The sequence below is a fragment of the Streptomyces sp. NPDC001393 genome, from assembly GCF_053597455.1.
Genome location: NZ_JBSFIH010000018.1, coordinates 12,662 through 34,107 on the forward strand (window position 1 = coordinate 12,662; position 21,446 = coordinate 34,107).

A 21,446-nucleotide genomic window follows, 5' to 3' on the forward strand; every position below is an offset into this window, starting at 1 on the left:
GGCGCAATCGCCGTGCCGTGTGGCGTGGCGGCGTACTGGATGGCAGGGGAGTGCGGGCGGGGTGTCCTCAGCCGAAGCCCTCCGGCAGGTCGGCCGTGGATTCTTCCGGGGTAGGTCCGGGTGGGATGGCGGCTGGGTGCGTGGGCGTTCATGGCGGGGTGGTGGTGCGCGGTACGACCTGGCGGTGCGGCGCAATCGCCGTGCCGTGTGGCGTGGCGGCGTACTGGATGGCAGGGGAGTGCGGGCGGGGTGTCCTCAGCCGAAGCCCTCCGGCAGGTCGGCCGCGGAGTCCTCCGGGGTGAGGTCCGGGCGGAGCCGCAGCCAGGACGGCTGGCGCAGGAGACCGGCCCGGGTACGGGTGCTGTAGCTGACCTCGCCGACCAGCCGGGGCAGCACCCAGCGGGCGCCTGGGACGCGCGGCACCGGATCGAAGGGGCACCGTTCGCTCGCGGAGTCCCGCAGCAGCGCGGCCAGTTCGGTCCGCTCGGCCTCGCTCCAGCCGGTGCCCACCCCGCCGACGTACCGCAGCCGGCCACCGGCGCGCTGGCCGACCAGCACCGCGCCGGGCAGCCCGCTCAGCCGCCCTTTGCCGGGCAGCCAGCCGCCGACGATCACGTCCTCCGCGCGCATGTTCCGGATCTTGATCCAGGCACGGGAGCGGACCCCGGGCTCGTACACCGAGTCCAGTCGCTTGCACACCAGACCCTCCAGGCCGTGTTCCCTGGTCGCCGCGAGCGCCTCGGCGCCGTGTCCGGTCACCGCACCCGGAGTCGACCAGTACGGCCCGGCCAGCCCCAGTTCCGTCAGCCTTGCCCGCCGCCGTACGTACGGCAGCCGCAGCAGGGGCCCCGCGAAGTACGGCGCGTCGAAGAGGACCAGATGCACCGGCACCTGGGTGGCTCGGCGTGCCGCCCGGGCGGGGGCGTGCGCCAGGCCCATCCGGCTCTGCAGCAGCTGGAAGTCGGCCCGGCCCCGTTCGTCGAGGGCCAGCACCTCGCCGTCCAGCACGGCGGGCGTGGTGCCCAGCACGCCGCCGAGCGGCCGCAGTTCGGGATAGGCCGCGGTGATGTCCTCGCCCGAGCGGGCCCGCAGCAGCACGCTGCCGTCGCCGGGTAGATAGACCATCACCCGCTGGCCGTCCTGCTTGGTCTCGTACGCCCACCGCTGGTCCTGGGCGGCGGGCGGCAGGGTGCCGGGCGTGGCGAGCATCGGCGCGATGAGCGGCAGGGTCACGGCGGTCACGGCTGAAGACCTCGACCGCTCCTGCCGGCCTCACGCGTCTTCGGCCACGGGTTCCCCTGAACGGGCCCGCCGCCCGCGCGTGCCACGGACGGGGAAGCACGGCCGGCGTGACCGTCGATTCCCGCTGCCGCCGACTCCCCGTCCTTCGGCGATCGTTCGCCGAAGGACGGACGGGAAGCGTGCTGGGGAGGATCGCTTCAGCTGGGTGCCCATCGCCCGCCCCGGACCGGTAGCCGAAGCGCGGACGGAAGCGTGGCCGGGGTGTGCGGCAGGGGCGTGGCCGCACGGGCCATGGCGCGGTCACACCCCCGGCCGCTTCGGTGGGGAGACTCAGGCGACCGTCTCCGCCGAGGGCTCCGTGGGCGCGGTGGCGGGGGACGGGGTGGCCGGGCGGGGTCGGGGGAGGAACGAGGCGAGGACGAAGGCGAGGATCGCCGCGCCCGCGCCGATGGCCATGACGACCTTGAAGCCGTTCTCGGACGGCAGCGCGTGGCCGCCCAGGCTGATCGTCAGCTGCGCCAGGATCACCCCGGCGACCGCGCCGGCCACCGACGTGCCGATGGAGCGCATCAGCGTGTTGAGGCTGTTCGCGGCGGCCGTCTCCGACGGCGGGACCGCACCCATGATCAGGGCCGGCATGGCGCCGTAGGCGAAGCCGACGCCCGCGCCGATGACGCAGGACACCAGGATCAGCTGCCAGACCTCGCTCATCATCACGATGTTGAGGACGTAGCCGGCGGCGACGATCACCGCTCCCAGCATCAGCGTGATCTTCGGGCCCCGGGACTTGGTGATCATCGCGGACAAGGGCGCCATGGCCATCATCACGAGGCCCTGCGGAGCCATGACCAGCCCCACCGTGAGCATGGACCGGCCGAGGCCGTAGCCGGTCTGCGTGGGCAGCTGGAGCAGCTGCGGCAGGACCAGGGACATCGCGAACATCGAGAACCCGAACGCGACGGACGCCAGGTTGGTGAAGAGCACCTGGCGGCGGGCCGTGGTGCGCAGGTCCACCAGCGGCGCGTCCGTGCGCAGTTCGAAGAAGCCCCAGGCCACCAGGACGACCACCGCGAGCGCGAACAGACCGAGGGTGCTGCCGCTGCCCCAGCCCCAGTCGGCGCCCTTGGAGACGGCCAGCAGCAGCGAGACCAGCCCGACCGCCATGCCGAGCGCCCCGACGAGGTCGAAGCGGCCGCCGGTACGCACGCCGGATTCCGGCACCAGGGTCAGGACGCATGCGAAGGCGAGGACGCCGAGGGAGGCGGACGTCCAGAAGAGCACGTGCCAGTCGTAGTGGTCGGCGAGGAACGCGGCGGCGGGCAGACCGAGCGCACCGCCGACGCCGAGGGAGGCGCTCATCAGCGCGGTCGAGCCGGCCAGCTTCTCCGGCGGCAGCTCGTCCCGCATGATGCTGATGCCGAGCGGCACCACGGCCGCGGCCAGACCCTGGAGGGCACGGCCGACGATCATCGGGACCAGCGCGTCGCTGAGCGCACACACCACCGAACCGGCCACCAGCAGCACCAGACTGACCAGCAGCAGGCGCCGTTTGCCGAACATGTCGCCGAGCCGGCCCGCCACCGGGGTGGCGACGGCGGCGGCCAGCAGCGTGGCCGTGACCGCCCAGGCGGTGTCGGACGCGGAGGCGTGCAGATAGGTGGGCAGCTCCGGAACGATGGGGATCACCAGGGTCTGCATCAGCGACACGGTGATACCGGCCAGGGCCAGCACCGCGACCACGGCACCGGGCCGCGTCGGAACGGATCTGCCGGCCTCGGCGGGCCGGGCGGGGGCGTGGGACATGAGAAGAGACCTTCCGAGGAGCGGTTGACGGACGGACGGAAACCGACCCGGGGAGCCGGCCATTTCGTTTAAGTCAATTGATTGACTTACTTTAGCGAGCCGAAACGGCGCCTCATGCGGGGCCTGTCCCCGGCGGGGCGGGCGCGGACCGTAGGCTTTTCCGGCTGGACCTCGCCGCCCCGGTCGAGGGCCCGGGGCGGCGCGCGGGACCGACCGCCCCGGGGTGGTGCGCGGTCCCGGAGCGGTGGTGAGCATGGCGCGCAGGACGGCGCGGGCCGAGCAGGTGAGCGCGACCCGGGAGGCGATCCTGACCGCGGCGGAGCGGCTGTTCGCCGAACACGGCGTGTACGCGGTCTCCAACCGCCAGGTCAGCGAGGCCGCCGGCCAGGGCAACAACGCGGCGGTCGGCTACCACTTCGGCACCAAGGCCGACCTGGTCCGCGCGGTGGCCCGTCGGCACGCCGAGCGCATCGAGGTGCTCAGGGGGCGGGCCCTCGCCGCGGCCGCCGACTCCACGGACGTACGCGGCTGGGTCGACTGCCTGGTGCGCCCGGTGACCGAGCATCTGGCCCGGCTCGGCAGCCCGACCTGGTACGCCCGGTTCTGCGCCCAGGTCATGACCGACCCGGCGCTGCACGAGATCATGGTCGAGGAGTCCATGACCTCGCCGGCGCTGCGCCAGGCGATCGAGGGGCTTAACCGCACCCTTCCCGAACTGCCGCCCGAGGTCCGCGCCGAACGCGGCCAGATGGTCCGCCTGCTGATCCTGCACACCTGCGCCGAACGGGAGCGGGCCCTCGCCGAGGGCACTCCGACCCCGAGAGCCACCTGGGCGGAGGCGGCGGCGGGCCTTACGGACGCCATCCTTGGCCTGTGGCTGGCCCCGGTCGGGCCCGCTCGCTGACCCCTGGACCTGACCCATCGAAGGTCACCACGACCTTCTCCGCGGTCCCTGGCGTGAGCGCCAGCCCGAAGGCCCGGTCCGCCTCGCCGAACGGCACCCGGTGGCTGATCAACCGGGCGAAGCGTTCATGGTGCTCGACCAGCTGAGGCGTGACCTCGAAGATCTCGGTCGGGTACCCCTGGGACGCGATGAGCGTCAGCTCACTGCGCAGCATCCCGCCGAGGTCGATCTCCGAACCCTTCTTGTGTACGGCCACCATGACCAGCCGCGCACGCCACTTGGCCGCGCCGACCACGGTGTCGAAGACGGCCGCCGCACCGGCGGCGTCGATGTAGACGTCGGTGTCCGGCCGGGGCTGGCCGAGCGCGTTGGCGCCCTGGCCGTGCAGTTCCGTCAGCCGGGCGGCCACGTCCTCCCCGCGCGAGTCGATCACCGCGTCCGCTCCTACGGCGAGGGCCTTCGCCAGCCGGTCCGGCAGCACATCCACCACGACCACGTGCCGCACCCCCCGCAGCTTCAGCCAGATCGTGGCACCCAGTCCGATGGGCCCGGCGCCGAACACCACCACCTTCTCCGACGGGCGCGCCCCGGACCGGTTGACGCAGTGCAGGGCGACCGCCATCGGCTCGTTGAGCGAGGCCACGTCGAAGGGCACGGAGTCGGGGAAAACCGCCACGCTCCTGCCCGCGACGGCGTTCTCGATGAGCAGGTACTCACTCATGCCGCCGTGTCTGCCGCCGCAGCCGATGATCCCGGTGGGCGCGTCCTGCGGATTGACGACCACCCGGTCCCCGGCCTTCAGGCCCGTGACCTCCGCGCCGACCTCCACGATCTCCCCGGCAGGCTCGTGTCCCAGGGCCACCGGGACCAGCTCGCCGCCCAGATGGGCGTGCTCGGGCATGCCGCCCATGTGCACGAAGGCGAGGTCGGTGCCGCAGATGCCACAGGCGCGGATCTTCACGAGGACGTCCTTCGGCCCGGGCTCGGGGCGCTCGGTATCCACCGTCTCGATCCGCCCTGCGGTGCCGGTCCGTACGGACTTCATGGTGGCCATGGGATGACTCGCTTTCGAAAGGTCGGCGCGGACGGGGGCGGAGAGGTGCCCCCGGACGGGGGCCGGGCGGGGGGAGTGGCCCGGCGGCCGGTCCGGGGGGCGGCGCCGCTCCCCGTCCCCACGGGAGGCGGCGCACAGGGCGGCCTCCGCTCATGGCCGCCCGGACTCGGGGTTGCCGTCTTGCTTGAGTTAGGCAAGCACATGTGACTTACTTGAGTCAAGCAATTGAATAGGCCGCCGTCCGGCCGCGTCTGCTTCCCGGCGTCCGGCGTCAGGGGGACCGCGGCGGCCGGACCCAGCCCAAGGACCGCTCCACGGCCCGCTGCCAGTTGTCGTACTCCGACTCCCGCAGCTCGGGGTCCATGGCGGGCAGCCACTGGGCGGCCCGGTGCCAGTTGCGGCGCAGCACCTCCAGATCCGGCCAGTAGCCGGCGGCGAGTCCGGCCGCGTAGGCGGCGCCCAGGGACACCGTTTCGGCGACCATGGGCCGCACCACGGGCACGTCGAGCACATCGGCCACGAACTGCATGAGCAGGTTGTCCGCGGTCATCCCCCCGTCCACCTTGAGCTGCCGGAGGGAGACGGAGGAGTCGGCGTTCATGGCGTCGACGACCTCCCGGGTCTGCCATCCGGTGGCCTCCAGCACCGCTCGCGCCAGGTGCCCCTTGGTGATGTACGACGTGAGGCCGACGATGACCCCGCGGGCGTCGCTGCGCCAGCGGGGCGCGAACAGACCGGAGAACGCGGGAACGATGTAGCAGCCGCCGTTGTCCTCGACCGTCCGCGCGAGGGTCTCGATCTCCGGGGCGCTGTTGATCAGCCCCAGGCGGTCCCGGAACCACTGGACGAGCGCGCCGGTGACGGCGATCGACCCTTCCAGGGCGTACGCCGGTTGCTGGTCCCCGATCTGGTAGGCGACGGTGGTGAGGAGCCCGTGCCGGGACCGCACCAGCTCGCCGCCGGTGTTGAGCAGCAGGAAGCTGCCCGTCCCGTAGGTGCACTTGGCCTCGCCCGGGGAGAAGCAGGTCTGGCCGAACAGGGCGGCCTGCTGGTCGCCGAGGGCGGCCGTGATCGAGACCCCGGGCAGCAGCGAGCGGGCTTCGCCGTACGTCTCCGCGGACGACCGGATCTCCGGCAGCATCGCGCGCGGCACCCCGAAGAAGGACAGCAGCTCGTCGTCCCAGGTGAGCGTGCGGATGTTCATCAGCATGGTGCGGCTGGCGTTGGTGGCGTCGGTGATGTGCAGGCCGCCCGCCGCGGCCCCGGTGAGATTCCAGATCAGCCAGCTCTCCATCGTTCCGAACAGCACCTCGCCGTCCTTGGCGCGCTGCTCGACCCCCTTGACGTGGTCGAACAGCCACCGGATGCGCAGCGCGGAGAAGTAGGTCGAGGGCGGCAGAGCGCACCGCTCGAGGAAGAACGCCTCACCGGGGCGCTGTCTGAGCTCCTCCACGAGAGGCTCCGTGCGGGTGTCCTGCCAGACGATCGCCCGGCCCAGCGGGGCGCCGGTCCGCCGGTCCCACAGCACGGTCGTCTCGCGCTGGTTCGCCAGGCCGATGCCGATGACCTGGTCCCGGCCGACACCGGCGGCGGAGAGCGTCTCGGGCACGATGTGCCGCAGGTTGTGCCATATCTCCATGGCGTCGTGTTCGACCCAGCCGGGCCTGGGGAAGTGCTGCTGGTGTTCCTTCTGCGCGACCGAGACCAGCCGCCCGCGGTGGTCGAACAGGATGCATCGGGTGGAGTTGGTGCCCTGATCGATGGACATTACGTACCGGTCAGCCATGATCGGGTCTGCCTTCCGACGGATCGAGGGGCGGCTGTCCTGGCCTACCAGCGGGCGGCTCCCAGGTCTTTGGAGATCGCCCGTGCGGCCTCACGGAGCAGCGTGATCAGACTCGGGCGGGGGTGGCCCTGGCTGTCGCAGATCCGCTCGACCGGTCCGGACAGCCCGATGGCGCCGACGACGAGGCCGCCGTGCCCGCGGATCGGTGCGGCGATCCCGGCCTCGCCCATGCTCATTTCCTGGATCTCGGCGGCCCACCCGACCTCCCTGACCTCCTGCAGTGCCCGGGTGAGCCGCTCGGGATCGACCAGGGTGTGCCGGGTGTACTCCTCCAGCCCGCGCCCCTGGGCCGGCTCGACGGTCGCGGTCCCGTACGCCAGCAGCACCTTGCCGAGCGAGGAGGCGTGCAGGGGCAGCAGCGAGCCCACGTCCAGGGTCTGGAAGGTGTCGTCCGGCCGGAACACGTGGTGGACGACGAGGACGCTGCCCTCCAGGGGGGTGCCCAGGCGCACCGCCTCCCCGCTGCGGGCGGCCAGGGCGTCGGCCCAGTTGAGCGAGCGCGAGCGCAGCTCGTTGACGTCGAGGTAGCTCGTGCCGAGGTGCAACAGGGCGGCGCCGAGCTGGTACTTCCCGGTCGCCGCGTCCTGCTCCACGAAGTCCACGTGCTGCAGCGTGCGCAGAATGCCGTGTGCGGTGCCCTTCGCCAGCCCGAGGGAGGCCGCCACCTCGCCGAGACCGAGTCGGCGGGGCCCGCCGGCGAGCAGACGCAGAATCGCCGCCGCCCGTTCGATCGACTGGACCGGTCCGGCCATGAAGCGAGCCTATTACCCGCACGGAGGGCGTGCCCGTGGGGCGGGGCAGGGCGGCGTTCGGTAATGCCGACCGCCGTTCATTGACCGGCCCGATTTGTCTCCATAGCGTGCAGGGAGCCGTGGATGCGCCGATGTGACGGCGCGGGACCGGCCGTACGCACCATCGGGAGAGAACATGGCGGCACAGCTCAAGACGCTGCTTCAGGCGGCATGCGAACACGTGTGTCCGGTGCCGCCCGTCTCCGGCGCCGTCTCGGCCGTTCGCCGTCGTGCGGCGGCCGTCCTCGCCGAGTGGCGGGTGTGTCCGTACCTCGTCGACGACGCCCTGCTCATGGTGTCGGAGCTGGTCACCAACGCGATCGTGCACGCCAGGCCCCCGGCCGTGCTCCGGCTGTCGTGGGTGCGCGGCGACGCCGGCTGCACCCTGCGCGTCGAGGTCACCGACGCCGGCCCCGTCCTTCCGGCGCCCCGCTCCGTCCTGGGGATCGACCCCGACGAGCACGGCAGGGGCGAGGCGATCGTCCACGCCCTGGCGACTCGTCATGGCATACGGACCCACCTCGGCGGCGTCACCCGCTGGGCCGAGCTCGTGGCCCCTTAGACCGCGGCCTCGCATCAGACCGCGGCCTCGCAGCGTGACGGCACGCACGCCGGATCGTCCGCCGTGTTCTTCCGGAGCAGAAGCAGGGCCGCGTCGTCGTGCAGCCGGCCGCCGACATGCGCCAGCAGTTCGTCATGGAGCGCGGTGAGGGTGCGGGCCGGCTCGTCGCACACATGCCGGGCCACCCCTTCGGCCAGCGGATAGAAGGCACGCGCGTGATCGCGGGCCTCCGTGACCCCGTCGGTGTAGAGCAGCAGCTGGTCTCCCGGCGCGAAGGGCAGCCGCTGCAGGCGGGGGGCCTGGCCCGACAGGGCGCGCAGCCCGAGGGGCGGAGCGGGATGCGCGGGCTCCACCGCGCCGACCTCTCCGGAGGCGGACACCAGCAGCGGCGGCGCATGTCCGCAGTTGACGATCTCCAGGTCGCCCGACCGGGGGTATCCGACGACCACGGCGGTGACGAAGTCGTCGGGACCGAGGTTGCGCGCCAGGCTCCGCTCGATCCTCGAGACGACGGCGAGCAGGTCGGGCTCGTCACAGGCGGCCTCGCGGAACACCCCGAGCACGAGAGCGGCGGTGCCCACGGCGGGCAGCCCCTTGCCGCGCACGTCGCCGACGATCAGCCTGATGCCGTAGGGCGTGGGCACCAGGGCGTAGAGGTCCCCGCCGATCCGGGCCTCCGCCGCCGCGGCGCTGTAGCGGACGGCCACCTGGAACGGGCCGACGGTGTCCGGGACCGGCTGGAGCACGGCGTGCTGGGCGGCCTCGGCGACCGAGCGGACGGCCGCGAGGACCCGTTCACGACGGCGACGCAGCGCGCCGGCCAGTGCGCTCGCCGAGGTGACGGCCAGCAGGGCGGACACCACGGCCGCCGGCTCGCGGGCGGGGGCCGCGTGCCCGATGGCCAGCGCCACGCCCACCACCATGGCGACGAGACCGACGCAGACCACACCACGCGGCCCGTTGGTGGCGGCCGCCAGCGCGGGTCCGGCCGCCAGCAGCGGCAACCAGGGCATCGCCGTCCCTGCGGTGACGTCCAGGAGCACGACGACGGCGACGACCAGAATCGGCAGCAGGGACATTCCCGCGGCCAGGTGCCTGGCGGCACGCCGGCGGACCGATCGCCGGGCGCCGGCCGCGATGTTCGTGAACAGCCGCAGCGGAGCGTGCTCGCCACCATGGTGTCCGGCCTTGCTCATCGTTCGTCCGCAGTCCTCGCCTGTACGGGGTAAACACCCAAAATGTCCGTTTCATCAATCAAACGGGCTGAGTGAGAGCCGCCACAAGGAGCGGATTTTCAGATAGTGAGCGAGAGACTTCTGGTCACCCGGCTCGCGACCGGGAGCAGTCGTGCCCGGATCTCCGGGAGCCGGGCCCGCCGCTCCGCCGGCAGGGAGACGCCGAGCGAGCCCACCGTGCTCCCGCGGTAGACGGGCACGGCGACGCACACGGTGCCGAGCGCGTACTCCTCCAGGTCCGTCACGGCCGGCGCCAAGGGGGGCGCCTCGATCCTGCGGAGCAGCTCCGGAAGACTGGTGATCGTCCGTGGTGTGAGGTCGGCGAGGTTGTGCCTGGAGAGGTAATCCCTGCGGGCGTCCTCGTCCAGCTCACGCAGCACGGACTTGCCCAGTGCGGTGGCATGTCCGGCATCCTCGAAACCCACCCAGAGATCCACCCGGGGTGTGCGGGGGGCGTCCACGATCTCGGCCACCCTGATCTCACCCTCCTCGTAGAACGTGAGGTAGGTGGCGGTGGCCAGTTCGTCCCGGAGGGCGGCCAGTGCCGGGCGCACCCGGCTGAGCAGCGTCTGCGCGCGGCCCGCTCCGGCGGTGTGCAGGGCGTTCAGCTTGTCGCCCAGGACGAAGCCGCCGTCGTCCAGCTTGCGCACGTATCCGTCGTGCACGAGGGTGCGCAGCAGGTGGTAGGCGGTGGCCAGGGGCAGCTCGGTCTCGCGGGCCAGCTGTTTCGCCGGCGCGCCGTTCTCGTGCGCGCTCACCGCCTCCAGCAGACGAAAGGCCCGCTGCACGGACGTGATGAGCGTGGGGCCGTCCTGAGCACCCATGAGACCAGAGTGCGACGGGCGACTGACCCGGGCAAGGCAGGGGGTGCCTCACAGGCATGGTCATGGGCCACCCGTCTCGCCTGCTGTCCCGTCGGCGCGCTGTCCCGTCGGGATAGGCGCGTGGCGGCTGGGGCGAGTACGGGAACGGACCGTGCCGGCCGTTTCAGCGGTGTGTGCGGCGTCGACCGTGCCGGCCGTTTCAGCGGCGTGTGCCGGATCGATCGTCCCGGGCCGTCTCAGCGGTGTGTGCCGGATCGATCGTGCCCGCCGTCCTCAGCGACGCGTGCTCGCGATGCTGACCGCGTTCGCGGCGACCACCGCCCCGATCCCCGCCCACTCCGGCGCGCCCAGACCCTGCCCCAGCACCAGCCACCCGACCACCGCCGCCAGCACCGGATTGACGCTCATGAACAGGCCGAAGGTCTGGGCCGGCACCGTGCGCAGCGTGAGCAGATCGGCGAGATACGGCACGGCGGACGACAGCACACCCGCCGCCACCGCGCACACCACCGCCCCGAGGGCCGGCGGATGCCGTACGACGAGGACGATCCCGATCGGCAGGAAGGCCAGCGCCGACACACACGCGGCCGCGGCCGAGCCCTGGGCGCCCGGGATGCGCCGCCCGACGATCCGGTTGAGCAGGATGTACGAGGCCCAGCAGCAGGCCGCCACCAGGCCCAGGGCCATGCCGAGGTAGTCGGTGGACGGCCGGGGGCGCATCAGCACCACGACTCCGGCCCCGGCCAGCGCCGCGCACCCCGCGTCCAGCCGGCGCCGCGAGGCGGCCAGCGCGATGCCGAGCGGGCCCAGGAACTCCAGGGTCACCGCAAGCCCCAGGCCGATCCGGTCGATCGCGCCGTACAGGGTCAGGTTCATGGTGCCGAAGACCCCGGCGAGCAGCAGCACCGGCCACCACTGGTGCCGGGTGAAGTCGCGTGGGCGCGGTCGGCCGACGGCCAGCAGGACGAGTGCGGCGACGTACTGGCGTACGGCCACCACGCCGAGCGGACACCACCACCCCCGAACTGTGGCCGCAGGACTCACGCCCTGCGGTGGAGGAGACGCACGACGTCGACGACTGGCTCACCGTCATCGCCGCCGGACGCGGCATCGGTGTCACCGCGGAGTCGACAGCGAACCAGTACCCGAGGCCCGGCGTCGTCTACCGGCCGGTGCGTGACGCCGAACCCGTGGCCGTACGGCTCGCCTGGTGGCGTGACGACCCGCACCCGGCCCTCCAGGCGGTCCTCGAACTGCTCAGCGAGCTGTACAGAACGGGCTGAACGGTCGGCGCACAAAAGCGCAGACAGAATCTCAGCGTCCGCATGCCGCTCGGCGTGACGTTCCTGGTCGTCTTCCTCGCGGGTGTGTTCCTGAACAGCGCCCAGACGATGATCTACGCGCCCGTGTCCATCCGCTCCCCCCGACAACCGTGCCACCGCCGTCGGCTGGACCTCGGGCATGGGCCGCTTCGGCGCCGTCTTCGGGCCCTGGCTCGGCGGCCAGTTGCTCGCCGCGGGCAACGGCGACTGGGGCTTCACCGCCTTCGCCCTGGCCGGTGTGTCCTCCATGGCGTTCATCGGCATCGCCGCCCTGCGCTCCTCGCGACGCCCCGAGCACAGCGGCACCGGGCACACGCTCGTCACCGCAGGCTGACCCGCCCCCGCGCACGGTGCCGCACCCCACGCAGGGGTACGGCACCGCACGCGGTCCACGGCGTCACCCCGGCGGGCCGGGCTCCACGTCCAGGCCCGTGCAGGCCACTTCCCCGGCCACCTCGGCACACGCCTCCACGCCTCGCGGCGAGGACACCGAGAGCATCGGGCTGCTGTCCCCCGTGGAGTCGTCCGCCGGATAGCCGGCCGACATCACGTCCTGGCCCGCGCGCACCGAGACCTCACGGGCCTTGGGCGACCGCAGTCTCACCTCCGACCAGACGGTCTCGCAGGCCGGGGACCAGCGCAGCCGGACGGTGTAGCGGGGGTCGGCGACCGTGCTCGTGGTCCGCGCGTCCCGGGCGCACACCGAGGCGTCCGGCAACTCGCCCTGGCAGGACCGGCCGTGACAGCGGTGCACCGCCGTCAGTGAGTGCGCGGTGGGCGCGGCGCCCGGCCGCGTGGACAGGGCGACGGCGGTGGCGGCCACCGCCGTCGCCGTACCGCACAGCGCGAACACCGACAGCGGAAGCCACGACGGGAGCCGCCGCGGCAGCCAGGGCGTGAGCCGGCCGGGCCCCCGGCCGCGGCCGGACTCCTCGGGGGTGGCCCCGGTCGTGTCGGTCGCGGCCGCCTCGGTCGCGGGCGGGGCGGGCTCGGCCGCGGCCCACAGCGCCAGTGCGGCCTCCAGGTCGGCGCCGGCGAGCCGGCAGAGCGCCTCCACGGCCGACCTCGGCGGCGGGGTGCCGCCGGACAGATAGCGGTGCCACGCGGACTTGCTGTACGGGGTGCGCGCGGCCAGCGCCGCCAGGCTCAGCCCCGTACGGTCCTTCAGTTCGCGCAGTCCCACCACCAGTGCCTCGTCCGGTGTGGTCGATGCTTGGGGGTGCCGCATCGTGCGTCCTCGACTCCCTTTCCGCTATGGGCGGTTTCGCCCCTGATGCCGGAATGACTTCCCTGGTGTGCGGCGCCTGCAACACACGCTCGGGTATGAGGAAGGTGAGGTGCGGGCGTACCGAAGGCCCGTTCGGGGGTCGTCGAACGGGCCTTCGGTGGCTAGGCAGAGGAGCGGTGCGGGGCCGTCAGCACCAGGGGAGGGTGCGGTCGGCGCGGATGTAGTGGGCCGAGACGTAGCCCCTGTGGTGCGGAAGCCGGTACCACGTGGTGTTCCCGTGCACGGAGGAGCCGGTCGTCCGGCAGACGAGCGCCACATGCCGGCCCGAGTACCGGTGGCCGACCACCCGGTAGCCGGTGCCGGGCCCGGAGCGGACGTTGAGCGGGGCCCAGCGGGTGGTGACCCGGCCGGTGGCGGCCGGGACGTGGCGGTACGACACGGGCTGCGCCGCGAGTCGGTACCGCAGGCGGTACGGCACCGCCCATGTGGCGCGGGGGTAGGTCATCGACCACGGGACGAAGCGGTAGGCCATGCCCTGAGCCGTGGACAGGTGGCCGCGGTGGACGCGGCGCGCGTGGTGCCTGCGGAGGTGGACGCGGTGGTGGAAGCGGTACGCGGCGTGCCCGTGCTGGTGGCTGCGGTGGTGCTGGGCGTCGTACTGGACGACGGCGCCGGGCACGGGGTGCCGGGTGGCCGCGTCGGCCGCGGTGGCACCGGCCGCCGTCGGCAGGAACGCGAGCACCGCGACCGTGGCCAGCAGTCCGCTCTTGAGACTCCGTAGGATCATGGAAACCTCCGGCTGTCGTTCTCGTGACCACGAGCAGTGATCACGACGGTCAGAGTTTCCGTGACGAGCCGTCAGAATGCCGTTCCGGTTTCCCCGGGACGTCCCGCGGGACGGGCGTCCCGGGCGCCGGCCGGCCCACCTGGGCCGCGGCTGCGGGATGTCCCGCCGCCCCTGCACACGTTCGGGTGAGGTGTCCCGGCGGAGGGACGCTGCGGCGCCGGCGGCGGGTCAGAGTGTCTCGGTGAAGGTGATCGTCCGCTCCTTCAGCAGCGGGAACACCGTTCCCCGGATCAGCTCCGCGAAGTGCTCCGTCTCCTTGTGCGCCTCGAAACCGGCGCGGTCCGTGTAGCGCTCGTACAGCACGAACGCCCCCGGCCGGTCGACGACCTCGTGCGCCTCGTAGGCAAGGTTCGCGGGTTCCGACGGGACCAGTTCACGCATCTTCCGCAGCGCGTCGCGCACGGTGTCCGCGTCGGCGGGTGCGCACTGGTACTGGGCGACGACGGCGAAGGCCATGGCAATCCTCCGGTGTTCCAAAGGGGGGCGGACCTGCCGATTCCAGCACGCTCCCGGCGAGAGGTGGCCCGCACGACACGCGAGCGGATCCGCGGACGGCCGAGCGGACGGCCGACTGGAGAGGGGGGCGGAAAGCGGATCGGAACTTACTTGACTTACGCAACGAGCTGGTAAACTGACCGGTATGCCCACGGAATCGCTGTCCGACATGCCCCTCGCGTCCCCGGAGGTCGCCGAGATCGAGCGCGCCCTGACGCGTATCACCTACCTCGGCACCCGCACCCGGCAGCACGAGCGGCTGATGGCGCTCGCCGGGGTGCCGCTGGACAGGGCCGCGGTGGCCCTCCTGCGGCAGATCGCCGACTCCGAGCCGCTGCGCCCGGGGGAGCTGGCACAGCGCCTGGGTGTGGAGGCCTCCCATGTGACGCGCACCGTGCAGCAACTGCAGAAGGGCGGATACGTGATGCGCGTCCCGGACCCCGCCGACCGGCGCGCCCAGCGGATCCAGCTGACCGACGCGGGCCGGAAAGCCGTCGACCGGGTCCGCGAGGCCGGGGCCCGCGGGATGCAGCTCGCCCTCGCCGGCTGGCGCCCCGAGGATCTGCGGCAGATGGCGACCCTGTTCCACCGCATGGTCGACGACTTCCTCGCCTACACCACCGACGAGGACTCCGGCCGGGAGGCGGACGACGCCGTCGCCACGGCGTGACGGCCGGCATCCTGCGGCAAGGGGCCACCGCTGCGCCTACCGTCGAGTAATATCCGGCGGCAGGCCATCAGAGGAGGAACCGTGCCCCGGTCCGAACGCTCACCCCTGCTGCTCGCCGGCCTGCTGGCCGCGGCCGGGGTCGCCCACTTCGCCCACCCCCGTCCCTTCGACGCGCTCGTGCCGCGCGCCCTCCCGGGCTCGCCCAGGTCATGGACGTACGGCAGCGGGGCCGTGGAGCTGGCCCTGGCGGCCGGGATCGCCGCACCCCGCACCCGCGCGGTCGCCGCGAAGGCGGCCGCGGCCTTCTTCGTCGGCGTGTTCCCGGCGAACGTGCAGATGGCCGTGGACTGGCGCCACCGGCCCGCGCCGCTGCGGACGGCCGCCCTCGCGCGGCTGCCGCTGCAGGTGCCGCTGGTGCTCTGGGCCCGCGGAGTCGCCCGGAACGAGGAGGGACGGTCATGACGGAACGCATCGAGGTCGGGGACAAGGCCGAGGACTTCGCCCTGCCCGACGAGACCGGCACCACCCGCCGGCTGACCGAACTGCTGGCCGACGGGCCCGTGGTCCTCTTCTTCTACCCGGCCGCCCTCACCCCCGGCTGCACCGCCGAGGCCTGCCACTTCCGCGACCTCGCCGCCGAATTCGCCGCCGTCGGCGCCCGGCCCGTCGGCATCAGCGGCGACAGCGTCGACAAACAGGGGGAGTTCGCGGGGCGCCACGGCCTCGGCATGCCGCTGCTCTCCGACGTCGACGGCACGGTCCGCGAGCGGTTCGGCGTCAAACGCGGCTTCTCCCTCGCCCCCACCAAGCGTGTCACCTTCGTGATCGCCGAGGACCGCACGGTGCTGGAGATCGTCCGCAGCGAACTGCGCATGAACACCCACGCCGACCGGGCTCTTGCCGCGCTCCGCGCCCACCAGGGCTGACGGGCCCCCGTCGCGCAGGGCGGACCGGAACACCCGCGCGCTTGATGTGCCGGGGCAATCGGAACATCCTTGGTCATATGGAGCGTGGCGCCGCCGTGGCGATCATCGATGCCCTGGGTACGGTGACCGGGTGGAGCGAGGGCGCGCGGCGGCTCACGGGCCACGCGGCCGAGGACGTCGTGGGCCGGCCCGCGGCCGGGCTGCTCGCCGGGAACATCCCGGACGACATGCTCGCCGCGCGGGCCGGCACCGTCGCGCTGCGCCACCGTGACGGCCACCGCATCGATGTGACGCTCACCGCGTGTCCCGTCGCCGGAGCCGACGGGAGGCCCACCTGCTACGTCGTCACTTCCGATGAGCCCGGCCGCACACTGGCCGCCGAGGCCTTCGAGCAGGCCTCCATGTCCATGTCGGTCTTCGACCTCGAGCAGCGCTATCTGCGGCTCAACGACGCCGCCTGCAAGGTGATGGGCGTCCCCGAGGCCGCGCTCACCGGCCGGTACTTCCCGGACACCGTGGAGGAGGCCGAATACAACGTGGGCTTCCTGCACCACCTGAAGGAGGTCGCCGAGACCGGCCGGCCCGTCCGCTACGAGAGCTTCGCCGACGCTCCCGCGCTGAACCGGGAACACCTGTGGAGCATCGAGATGTGGCCGCTGCGCACCGGCTCCGGCGAGCTGACCGGCGTCGCCATGGCGGCCTTCGACAGCAGCGAACAGTACTGGGCCCGGCGCCGCCTGGCCCTGCTCAACGAGGCGTCGACCCGCATCGGCACCACCCTGGACGTGGTGCGCACCGCCGAGGAACTGGTAGACGTCCTCGTCCCGCACTACGCCGACTTCGCCACCGTCGACCTGCTCGACTGGGTGCTCGGCGCGGACGAGCCACCGATGATCCCGGAGGGCGGTGTCGTCCTGCACCGCATCGCCCACGGCTCGACCTTCGAGGGCGACCCCGGCGCGGCCGTCCACATTGGCGAGACCGACGTCTACGCACCCAACTCCCCGCCCACCCGCGCCCTGCGCGAGGGCCGCGCGGTGCTCAGCCAGGCCGGCGAGCCCGAGTTCGTCGAGTGGCTCGCCGAGCGCAACGCCCGCGCGCCCCAGGGCAGCCACTACCGGCACGGCGCCCACTCCCTCGTGGCGGTGCCCCTGCGGGCCCGCGGCACCACCCTGGGCGTCGCCGTCTGCGCCCGCACGGCCCACCCCGACGCCTACGGCCCCGACGACACCGTCTTCGCCGAGGAACTCGGCAGCCGCGCCGCCGTCTGCATCGACAACGCCCGCCGGTTCGCCCGTGAACGCAGCACCGCCCTCGCCCTCCAGCACAGCCTGCTGCCGAGCGGCCTGCCCCGGCAGGCGGCGGTCGAGGTGGCCCACCGGTATCTGCCCTGCGGGTCACTGGCCGGCATCGGCGGCGACTGGTTCGACGTCATCCCGCTCTCCGGCGGCCGGGTCGGCCTGGTCGTCGGCGACGTGGTCGGCCACGGCATCCAGTCCTCGGCCACCATGGGCCGGCTGCGGACGGCCGTACGCACCCTCGCCGACGTCGACCTGCCGCCCGACGAACTCCTCACGCACCTGGACGACCTGGTCACCCACCTGGCCGCCGAGGACAGCCGGGAGGAGGTCGCCGAACTCGGCGCCACCTGCCTGTACGCCGTGTACGACCCCGTCTCCCGGCGGCTCACCCTGGCCGCCGCCGGCCACCCCGCCCCGGCCGTCGTCCTGCCCGGCGGCACCGCGGAGTCCGTCGTCATGAGCGCCGGGCCACCGCTCGGTGTCGGGGGGCTGCCGTTCGAGGCGACGGAGCTGGAGCTGCCCGAGGGTTCCGTCGTCGCGCTCTACACCGACGGCCTGGTCGAGGACCGCGACCGGGACCCCGACGGGGCCGTCGAGGAACTGCGCCGAGCCCTCGGCGCACCCGCCGACTCCCTCGAGGCCCTGTGCGACGGCGTCCTGAAGGCCGTCCTGCCCGACCAGCCCGGCGACGACGTCGCCCTGCTGCTCGTCCGCACCCGCGCCCTCGGCGCCGACCGGGTCGCCACCTGGGACGTCCCGCCCGACCCCGCCGAGGTCGCCGCGTTCCGGCAGGCGGCCGGCGAACAACTGGCCGCCTGGGGGCTGGAGGAGGCCGCCTTCATCACCGAACTCGTCGTCAGCGAACTCGTCACCAACGCCATCCGCTACGGCGAACCGCCCATCCAGCTCCGGCTGATCCGCGACCGCGCCCTCATCTGCGAGGTCTCCGACGCCAGTTCCACCTCACCGCATCTGCGCCGGGCGCACGCCTACGACGAGGGCGGCCGCGGACTGCTGCTGGTCGCCCAGCTCACCCAGCGCTGGGGCAGCCGGCAGACCGGCCGGGGCAAGACGATCTGGGCCGAGCAGGCGCTGCCCGGCAGCTGATCGGCCGCCCGGCGACCGGTCACTGGAACGGGCAGCCCGGGTTCGGCGCGTCCTCCGAGAACGGGGCGCCGTGCGGCAGCACGTACAGCACATCGAGCACGAGCGGGGTGTTGCCGAGGTTCCGCCCGATGTGGACGTGGTCCGCACCGGCCGGTTCCTGGATCGTCGCGCCCGTGCGGTACACGCCGTCCGCGGCACAGGCGGAGTCGAAGTGGCTGAGCGTGCCCTGCTTCACCACGCCGTACAGCGGGCCGTCGTGGTAGTGCCAGCCGGTGCTCTGGCCGGGCGGGATGGTGATCTCCCGCAGGGTGTAGTCGGTGCCGCCGACCGTGGTCCGGGTGATGATCCGGGCCGTCACACCCGGCCCCGGCGGGGTCGCCTGTGCGGTGCCACACGCCAGAACGGTGGCGACGGTCAGCGCGCCGGTGACGGCGGCACGAAGCGCGGTACGCATGCGGGGCCTTTCGACAGGCGAACGGGGTGTCGCCGTGAACATAGAGGCACCGCAGGGGAGTTCGGGGCGGAACCCGGTGATCCGTATGCGTACGTGGGCGCGGGTGTCACGCCGCCGCGTGTTCGCGCACCACGTCCCGCGGCCGTTTGTCCTCGCGCAGTCCCAGGTAGCGGGGGTGCCGCAGCATCCCGTCCCGGGTCCACTCGGTGAAGCCGATCTGCGCCACCAGCTTCGGCTCCACCCAGCGGGCCCCGGCCTCGCGCACGGCGCCGGTGAAGGGCGAGGTGTCCCGGCGCAGCCCGTCCAGCCGCTCGCGCAGATCCAGCAGGGTGCGCCGGTCGAAGCCGGTGCCGACCTTCCCGGCGTACCGCAGCCGGTCACCGTCGTAGTGGCCGAGCAGCAGCGCTCCCAGTCCGACGCGGCTGCCCGCCGGTTCGGTGAAGCCGCCGATCACGAACTCCTGGCCCTGTGCGCACTTGAGCTTCAGCCAGTCCGGGGACCGGCGCGTCCGGTACGGCCCGTCGGCCCGCTTGGCGATGAGCCCCTCCCAGCCCCGGCCGCAGGCCTCGGCGAGCAACTCGGCGCCACCCGCGTTGCGATGCGGGGTCAGCCGCAGCGGGGCACGAAAGGACAGCGCCCGCCGCAGTAGCGACTTACGGACGCGCAAAGGGAGTTGACGGGTGTCGGCGCCCTCCAGGCGCAGCAGGTCGAAGAGGTAGTACGTCACCGCGACCCGGAGGCCTCGATGTCCCGGCGCCGGGTCAGCCCCAGCCGCCGTTGCAGCCGCGCGAAGTCGGTACGGCCGCCGCTGAACGCGACGACCTCGCCGTCCACCGTGAAGTCGGTGCACTCCTGCGCCGCGAGGGCGTCCACGATCTCGGGGTAGGTGTCGTTCAGCCGCTGGCCCGTGCGCGAGAGCAGCCGCAACGAGTCGCCCTCGCGCACCGCCAGCAGCCGGACGCCGTCCAGCTTCCGCTCGAACAGCCAGCCCTCGCCGAAGTCCCGCCGGTCGCTGAGCGTGGCCGGCATCGGGGCTGCGGCGAGCTCCGCGCCCGGCCCGGCCGGGCGCAGCAGCTCCCGCAGGTCGGCCGGCAGCGCGTCCAGCAGCCCCGGCACCGCCCCTCACTCCTCGCCGTCGGCCGCGACCTGCGCGAGGGTGCGTCCGGTGCGCACCGAGCGGGCCCGGCGGGGATCCGGGGTGCCGTGGCCGGCCGACCGCGCCGACCCCTTGCGCACCAGCAGCCAGGCCTCCTGCTCACCCTGCTCCCCGCGGAAGCGCGTCAGGGCGTACTCGCCGCGCAGTTTGCTGCCGTGCAGCCGGAAGGTGGCGTGCCCGCGCTCCAGCGCCTGAGCGAAGTCCACCGGGCGCCCCCTGCGGTCGTGGCTCAGCGGCTCGTACGTGCCGTTGTCCCAGACGATCACGGTCCCGCCGCCGTACTCGCCCTTCGGGATCACGCCCTCGAACTCCTCGTACTCCAGCGGATGGTCCTCGGTGGGCACGGCCATCCGCTTGTCGCCCGGATCCGTGGACGGACCCTTCGGGATCGACCACGACTTCAGGACGTCGTCGACCTGGAGCCGGAAGTCGAAGTGCATCCGGCTCGCGTCGTGGATCTGCACCACGAAGCGGGGCTCCTCGCCCCCGTCCCGGGGCCCCTGCCCCGACGGCTCGCGGGTCCGCTCGAAGTCGCGCTTGCCGCGGTACGTCCGCAGCCGGTCCTCCGCTGCCACCTGCGGCTCCTTCCCTGCGCCCGTCTCGACGGTCCCACGAGTACCCCGCACCGGGCTGTTCAGCCCGCGATGCCGTCCAGCTCGGCGACCGCGTCGTCCGGCAGCACCAGGGACGCGGCGGCGATGTTCTCCCGCAGGTGCTCCGGCGAGGAGGTGCCGGGGATCAGCGCGATGTTCGGCGACCGGCGCAGCAGCCAGGCCAGCGCCACCTGCTGCGGCGACGCCTCCAGCCGGGCGGCGACCTTCGCCAGTGCGTCGGACTGCCGCGGGGTGAATCCGCCGAGCGGGAAGTACGGCACGAAGGCGATGTTCCCGGCGGCCGTGCGCTCCACCAGCGCGTCGTCCTGCCGGTTGGCCAGGTTGTACAGGTTCTGCACGGTCACCACGGGCGCGATCGCCAGCGCCTCGTCCAGCTGCGCCGCGGTCACCGTGCTCAGCCCCAGGTGCCGGATCAGCCCCCGTTCCCGCAGCTCGGCCAGCGCGCCGAACTGCTCGGTCAGGGAGTCCTCGTTCGGGGTTTCCACGTCGCCCACCCGCAGATTGACGACATCCAGCGACTCCACACCGAGGCTGCGCAGGTTGTCGTACACCTGCGCCTTCAGGTCCTCCGGGTGCCGGGACAGCATCCAGCTGCCGTCGGCTCCCCGGCGGGCGCCGACCTTGGTGACGATGTGCAGGTCCTCGGGGTAGGGGTGCAAGGCTTCCCGGATGAGCTCGTTGACGACCACGGGTCCGTAGAAGTCGGCGGTGTCGATGTGCGTGATGCCCGCCTCCACCACGGCGCGGAGCACCGCCACCGCCCGGTCCCGGTCCTTCGGCGGGCCGAAGACATGCGGCCCGGCCAGCTGCATGGCACCGTAGCCGACGCGGGTCAGGGCCAGGCCGTCGGCCGGGGTGAGGGTGCCGCCGAGCTGTGCAGTCATGTCGTACCTCTTCCGATGATGCTCGTCCATGTCCGGGCCACCGGACCCGCCGGTGGCCACGCACTCCACCCTGCGCCCCTCGCGCCCGCCGTTGCAGTACCCCGTCGATCCTGGGAGTGACAGTGCCAGTCTCCGCCGGCCGGGCCGCCGTACGGTGGGGCCATGGACCGAACGAGCGTGC

General features: G+C 73.0%; 20 protein-coding genes and 3 pseudogenes. 8 read left to right on the forward strand and 15 right to left on the reverse strand.

Annotated elements, in window-relative coordinates; genetic code table 11:
- Positions 1-255 precede the first annotated feature (255 nt).
- Both ACWC2T_RS20585 and ACWC2T_RS20590 read right to left on the reverse strand, forming a co-directional pair.
- Positions 256-1,233 (reverse strand): ATP-dependent DNA ligase, encoded by a 978-nt coding sequence (locus ACWC2T_RS20585; protein WP_450671897.1) that lies wholly within the window; start codon positions 1,231-1,233, stop codon positions 256-258.
- A 339-nt stretch (positions 1,234-1,572) separates the two neighbouring features.
- Positions 1,573-3,045 carry an MFS transporter gene (locus ACWC2T_RS20590; RefSeq protein WP_450671779.1) on the reverse strand — a complete coding sequence of 491 codons (1,473 nt, stop codon included), beginning with the start codon at positions 3,043-3,045 and terminating at the stop codon, positions 1,573-1,575.
- 253 nt (positions 3,046-3,298) lie between these two features.
- Between ACWC2T_RS20590 and ACWC2T_RS20595 the strand changes: the two genes are divergently transcribed.
- On the forward strand, positions 3,299-3,949 hold the full coding sequence (locus tag ACWC2T_RS20595) for a TetR/AcrR family transcriptional regulator (protein ID WP_450671780.1): 651 nt from the start codon (positions 3,299-3,301) through the stop codon (positions 3,947-3,949).
- Here the strand turns inward: ACWC2T_RS20595 and ACWC2T_RS20600 are convergent.
- The 3 genes from ACWC2T_RS20600 to ACWC2T_RS20610 all read right to left on the reverse strand — a co-directional run bounded on the left by ACWC2T_RS20600 (position 3,897) and on the right by ACWC2T_RS20610 (position 7,601).
- The gene (locus ACWC2T_RS20600; protein ID WP_450671781.1) at positions 3,897-5,003 is read right to left on the reverse strand and encodes a zinc-dependent alcohol dehydrogenase; all 1,107 of its coding nucleotides are present in this window, start codon (positions 5,001-5,003) and stop codon (positions 3,897-3,899) included. The two genes, ACWC2T_RS20595 and ACWC2T_RS20600, sit on opposite strands and share 53 nt — an antisense overlap.
- A gap of 271 nt (positions 5,004-5,274) precedes the next feature.
- A complete protein-coding gene (gene glpK / locus ACWC2T_RS20605) occupies positions 5,275-6,789 on the reverse strand; it encodes a glycerol kinase GlpK (protein ID WP_450671782.1) in 1,515 nt (504 codons plus the stop codon).
- A gap of 44 nt (positions 6,790-6,833) precedes the next feature.
- Positions 6,834-7,601 (reverse strand): IclR family transcriptional regulator, encoded by a 768-nt coding sequence (locus ACWC2T_RS20610; RefSeq protein WP_450671783.1) that lies wholly within the window; start codon positions 7,599-7,601, stop codon positions 6,834-6,836.
- 175 nt (positions 7,602-7,776) lie between these two features.
- On the opposite strand from ACWC2T_RS20610, the gene ACWC2T_RS20615 reads away from it, so the two are divergent.
- On the forward strand, positions 7,777-8,202 hold the full coding sequence (locus ACWC2T_RS20615; protein WP_450671784.1) for an ATP-binding protein: 426 nt from the start codon (positions 7,777-7,779) through the stop codon (positions 8,200-8,202).
- 14 nt (positions 8,203-8,216) lie between these two features.
- Here ACWC2T_RS20615 and ACWC2T_RS20620 read toward each other — a convergent pair whose 3' ends face one another.
- The 3 genes and pseudogenes from ACWC2T_RS20620 to ACWC2T_RS20630 form a co-directional block, all read right to left on the reverse strand.
- Complete coding sequence (locus ACWC2T_RS20620; RefSeq protein WP_450671785.1) at positions 8,217-9,398, reverse strand: PP2C family protein-serine/threonine phosphatase; 1,182 nt, start codon at positions 9,396-9,398, stop codon at positions 8,217-8,219.
- Between the two features lie 98 nt (positions 9,399-9,496).
- Entirely contained in the window at positions 9,497-10,261 is a 765-nt protein-coding gene (locus tag ACWC2T_RS20625; protein WP_450671786.1) for an IclR family transcriptional regulator, read from the reverse strand.
- Positions 10,262-10,534: 273 nt separating this feature from the next.
- Positions 10,535-11,269 (reverse strand): annotated as a pseudogene (locus tag ACWC2T_RS20630) (EamA family transporter); the annotation flags it as partial.
- Between ACWC2T_RS20630 and ACWC2T_RS20635 the strand changes: the two are divergent.
- Positions 11,260-11,544 (forward strand): annotated as a pseudogene (locus ACWC2T_RS20635) (LysR substrate-binding domain-containing protein); the annotation flags it as partial. The pseudogenes ACWC2T_RS20630 and ACWC2T_RS20635 overlap by 10 nt on opposite strands.
- Positions 11,545-11,722: 178 nt before the next feature.
- The gene (locus ACWC2T_RS20640; RefSeq protein ID WP_450671787.1) at positions 11,723-11,917 is read left to right on the forward strand and encodes a hypothetical protein; all 195 of its coding nucleotides are present in this window, start codon (positions 11,723-11,725) and stop codon (positions 11,915-11,917) included.
- Between the two features lie 63 nt (positions 11,918-11,980).
- Here the strand turns inward: ACWC2T_RS20640 and ACWC2T_RS20645 are convergent, their stop codons facing one another.
- From ACWC2T_RS20645 to ACWC2T_RS20655, 3 genes are all read right to left on the reverse strand, one after another.
- Complete coding sequence (locus tag ACWC2T_RS20645) at positions 11,981-12,811, reverse strand: XRE family transcriptional regulator (protein ID WP_450671788.1); 831 nt, start codon at positions 12,809-12,811, stop codon at positions 11,981-11,983.
- 187 nt (positions 12,812-12,998) lie between these two features.
- Positions 12,999-13,598 carry an SH3 domain-containing protein gene (locus tag ACWC2T_RS20650; protein ID WP_450671789.1) on the reverse strand — a complete coding sequence of 200 codons (600 nt, stop codon included), beginning with the start codon at positions 13,596-13,598 and terminating at the stop codon, positions 12,999-13,001.
- A gap of 228 nt (positions 13,599-13,826) precedes the next feature.
- Positions 13,827-14,114: a putative quinol monooxygenase gene (locus ACWC2T_RS20655; protein ID WP_351209929.1), complete on the reverse strand. Its 288-nt coding sequence runs from the start codon at positions 14,112-14,114 to the stop codon at positions 13,827-13,829.
- A gap of 184 nt (positions 14,115-14,298) precedes the next feature.
- Between ACWC2T_RS20655 and ACWC2T_RS20660 the strand changes: the two genes are divergently transcribed.
- The 4 genes from ACWC2T_RS20660 (at position 14,299) to ACWC2T_RS20675 (ending at position 18,157) form a co-directional block, all read left to right on the forward strand.
- The gene (locus ACWC2T_RS20660; RefSeq protein ID WP_450671790.1) at positions 14,299-14,823 is read left to right on the forward strand and encodes a MarR family winged helix-turn-helix transcriptional regulator; all 525 of its coding nucleotides are present in this window, start codon (positions 14,299-14,301) and stop codon (positions 14,821-14,823) included.
- Between the two features lie 81 nt (positions 14,824-14,904).
- Entirely contained in the window at positions 14,905-15,285 is a 381-nt protein-coding gene (locus ACWC2T_RS20665) for a DoxX family protein (RefSeq protein WP_450671791.1), read from the forward strand.
- Positions 15,282-15,749 carry a peroxiredoxin gene (locus ACWC2T_RS20670; protein WP_450671792.1) on the forward strand — a complete coding sequence of 156 codons (468 nt, stop codon included), beginning with the start codon at positions 15,282-15,284 and terminating at the stop codon, positions 15,747-15,749. The genes ACWC2T_RS20665 and ACWC2T_RS20670 overlap by 4 nt, the downstream gene beginning before the upstream one ends.
- Positions 15,750-15,826: 77 nt before the next feature.
- A complete protein-coding gene (locus ACWC2T_RS20675; RefSeq protein ID WP_450671793.1) occupies positions 15,827-18,157 on the forward strand; it encodes a SpoIIE family protein phosphatase in 2,331 nt (776 codons plus the stop codon).
- 19 nt (positions 18,158-18,176) lie between these two features.
- Here the strand turns inward: ACWC2T_RS20675 and ACWC2T_RS20680 are convergent, their stop codons facing one another.
- From ACWC2T_RS20680 to ACWC2T_RS20695, 4 genes and pseudogenes are all read right to left on the reverse strand, one after another.
- Entirely contained in the window at positions 18,177-18,611 is a 435-nt protein-coding gene (locus ACWC2T_RS20680) for a cupin domain-containing protein (protein ID WP_450671794.1), read from the reverse strand.
- A gap of 106 nt (positions 18,612-18,717) precedes the next feature.
- A pseudogene (gene ligD / locus ACWC2T_RS20685) lies at positions 18,718-19,727 on the reverse strand (non-homologous end-joining DNA ligase).
- 6 nt (positions 19,728-19,733) lie between these two features.
- Positions 19,734-20,342 (reverse strand): DNA polymerase ligase N-terminal domain-containing protein, encoded by a 609-nt coding sequence (locus ACWC2T_RS20690; RefSeq protein ID WP_450671795.1) that lies wholly within the window; start codon positions 20,340-20,342, stop codon positions 19,734-19,736.
- Between the two features lie 59 nt (positions 20,343-20,401).
- Positions 20,402-21,265: an oxidoreductase gene (locus ACWC2T_RS20695; RefSeq protein WP_450671796.1), complete on the reverse strand. Its 864-nt coding sequence runs from the start codon at positions 21,263-21,265 to the stop codon at positions 20,402-20,404.
- Positions 21,266-21,446 lie beyond the last annotated feature (181 nt).

Excerpts from the sequence above, each read along its gene's own strand:
- ACWC2T_RS20590 (WP_450671779.1), bottom strand. The coding sequence starts at position 3,045 with ATGTCCCACGCCCCCGCCCGGCCCGCCGAGGCCGGCAGATCCGTTCCG.
- ACWC2T_RS20595 (WP_450671780.1), top strand. The coding sequence starts at position 3,299 with ATGGCGCGCAGGACGGCGCGGGCCGAGCAGGTGAGCGCGACCCGGGAG.
- ACWC2T_RS20600 (WP_450671781.1), bottom strand. The coding sequence starts at position 5,003 with ATGGCCACCATGAAGTCCGTACGGACCGGCACCGCAGGGCGGATCGAG.
- glpK (WP_450671782.1), bottom strand. The coding sequence starts at position 6,789 with ATGGCTGACCGGTACGTAATGTCCATCGATCAGGGCACCAACTCCACC.
- ACWC2T_RS20610 (WP_450671783.1), bottom strand. The coding sequence starts at position 7,601 with ATGGCCGGACCGGTCCAGTCGATCGAACGGGCGGCGGCGATTCTGCGT.
- ACWC2T_RS20615 (WP_450671784.1), top strand. The coding sequence starts at position 7,777 with ATGGCGGCACAGCTCAAGACGCTGCTTCAGGCGGCATGCGAACACGTG.
- ACWC2T_RS20620 (WP_450671785.1), bottom strand. The coding sequence starts at position 9,398 with ATGAGCAAGGCCGGACACCATGGTGGCGAGCACGCTCCGCTGCGGCTG.
- ACWC2T_RS20625 (WP_450671786.1), bottom strand. The coding sequence starts at position 10,261 with ATGGGTGCTCAGGACGGCCCCACGCTCATCACGTCCGTGCAGCGGGCC.
- ACWC2T_RS20640 (WP_450671787.1), top strand. The coding sequence starts at position 11,723 with ATGGGCCGCTTCGGCGCCGTCTTCGGGCCCTGGCTCGGCGGCCAGTTG.
- ACWC2T_RS20645 (WP_450671788.1), bottom strand. The coding sequence starts at position 12,811 with ATGCGGCACCCCCAAGCATCGACCACACCGGACGAGGCACTGGTGGTG.
- ACWC2T_RS20650 (WP_450671789.1), bottom strand. The coding sequence starts at position 13,598 with ATGATCCTACGGAGTCTCAAGAGCGGACTGCTGGCCACGGTCGCGGTG.
- ACWC2T_RS20655 (WP_351209929.1), bottom strand. The coding sequence starts at position 14,114 with ATGGCCTTCGCCGTCGTCGCCCAGTACCAGTGCGCACCCGCCGACGCG.
- ACWC2T_RS20660 (WP_450671790.1), top strand. The coding sequence starts at position 14,299 with ATGCCCACGGAATCGCTGTCCGACATGCCCCTCGCGTCCCCGGAGGTC.
- ACWC2T_RS20670 (WP_450671792.1), top strand. The coding sequence starts at position 15,282 with ATGACGGAACGCATCGAGGTCGGGGACAAGGCCGAGGACTTCGCCCTG.
- ACWC2T_RS20675 (WP_450671793.1), top strand. The coding sequence starts at position 15,827 with ATGGAGCGTGGCGCCGCCGTGGCGATCATCGATGCCCTGGGTACGGTG.
- ACWC2T_RS20680 (WP_450671794.1), bottom strand. The coding sequence starts at position 18,611 with ATGCGTACCGCGCTTCGTGCCGCCGTCACCGGCGCGCTGACCGTCGCC.
- ACWC2T_RS20695 (WP_450671796.1), bottom strand. The coding sequence starts at position 21,265 with ATGACTGCACAGCTCGGCGGCACCCTCACCCCGGCCGACGGCCTGGCC.